Raw genomic sequence first — 281 nt, forward strand, 5'->3', positions numbered from 1 at the left:
CGTCTCTTTTTTAATTTAAGAAGAGTAGGCATTCCTTGGACATCAAGGATAGGGATAGTGGAAACTCTTTGGAAATCATACTTGATCATTTTTCCATGACAATGAGGACACAAAGGAGGCTTATGATCGAGTTTAGCTTTTATTTCAATATGATCTTGGTGTTTGAGAACAAGTAAAATAATGATATTTGGGTCTTTTATTCCTAATAAATTTGTGGTATTCTTAAGATGTTCCATATGATTCTTTCTAATGAGTGGTTTTGTCGCTTTTCATTATAAGTC

The 281-nt window shown here is 32.4% G+C and carries 1 protein-coding gene; it reads right to left on the reverse strand.

Annotated elements, in window-relative coordinates:
- Positions 1–236 (reverse strand): transposase family protein (locus tag N7659_RS08155; RefSeq protein ID WP_263276631.1); only part of this gene is annotated, 236 nt, incomplete at its 3' end.
- Positions 237–281: the final 45 nt, after the last annotated feature.

The sequence above is a fragment of the Streptococcus sp. CSL10205-OR2 genome, from assembly GCF_025660655.1.
In the GTDB taxonomy this organism is placed as follows: Bacteria; Bacillota; Bacilli; order Lactobacillales; family Streptococcaceae; genus Streptococcus.